Source organism: Mesorhizobium sp. M0119, from assembly GCF_040322615.1.
GTDB lineage: Bacteria > Pseudomonadota > Alphaproteobacteria > Rhizobiales > Rhizobiaceae > Mesorhizobium.
Genome location: NZ_JAMYTU010000104.1, coordinates 1 through 1,168, shown reverse-complemented (window position 1 = coordinate 1,168; position 1,168 = coordinate 1). Strand labels below are relative to the sequence as shown.

The following is a 1,168-nucleotide window of genomic DNA, read 5'->3' as shown; positions in this document are numbered from 1 at the left end:
GGGCAGGGCTATCGCATATGAGTGATGGCATTGATGAGATAGTCGTCGTTCCAGGCGCATTTCTTGATGCGATGGCTGATGGGAACTTTGGCAGCATCGGCGGCCTGAAGGATGTTTCTGGCGAGGCGATTGAGAAGGGCTGTGTTGGCGGGAGCATTGTCCTTGCGGGCACGGCTGAGATCCTCGTCGAGATGGACATCGAGCATCCAATGCAGGCCGTTCTCGATCTGCCAATGAGCTCTGGTGAGGTCGAGCGCCCGCTGCGCCGACATGAGCGTGGAGGCCATGAACAGGCGCATCAAAGGTCTGGCCTGATCGCGCCGGCTGGTGATGCGGATGAAGGCCCGGTGGCCGGGCATCAGCGGCTCGGCCGCCGCCACGATCTCGGCCTGCCGCCACTCGTTGCGGCCGTGGCTGGTCTCGACCCGCTCGGCAATGGAAGGGGTGGCATCGGCCAGTTGCAGGTTGGCACGGCGCAGCCAATGACGACGATTGCCCTTCAGCGCAAGCAGGTAATCGCCACCTCTTTGGGTAATGGCCGCAGCCATGCGGGTGTGGCAATGGAGCGCATCGGCGGTGACCAATCTGCCCGTAAGATCAATGAGTTCGATGACTTTGAGCGCGGCCTCGACTTCGTTCTCACCATCGCTCGGCGAGACTGCCGCCAGGCACAGCCGGGTCTCGGCGGCGAAGGCCGACACCGTCAACGGCGGACTGGCTGCCAAGCCCTTCTCGTAGGCCCGCCGCAAAGCCTTGCCGTCAAGCGACACCACCTCGGGCGTCTCTCGGCTGGCTCGGGCGAAAGCTGCGGCAAAGGCAGCAAAGGCGCGACCGAAGGCCTCCGGGTCGAGCAGGCGCAGCAGCCGCGAGAAGGTATCGTGGCTGGGAGCTGCGTCATAGTCGATCAGCCGCGACAGCGCCTGCTTGCGCTCCTGCGCGAACAGGGCAAATTCCGTCGCATTGCTGGCACCGCACAGGCTTGCCGCGATCATCATCACGATCAGGTCGCCAAGCCGGTGCGTGGCGTTGGGCGCGCGTGGATCAGGCACCGCGCCAAAGTAGCTCTCAAGGCAGGAAATGGCAGTCGCTCCTTCGCTCAACTGCCTCTCCAAAGAATCCTTTCTCAGCCTAAACTCAACCCCAAAATCGCCATATGCGATTCCCCTGC

The 1,168-nt window shown here is 63.0% G+C and carries 1 protein-coding gene; it reads right to left on the bottom strand.

The window, feature by feature from the left end; genetic code table 11:
- Positions 1 to 8: 8 nt before the first annotated feature.
- Positions 9 to 1,100, bottom strand: coding sequence for an ISAs1 family transposase (locus NKJ40_RS31750; protein ID WP_352469386.1), 1,092 nt, complete (start codon positions 1,098 to 1,100; stop codon positions 9 to 11).
- Positions 1,101 to 1,168 lie beyond the last annotated feature (68 nt).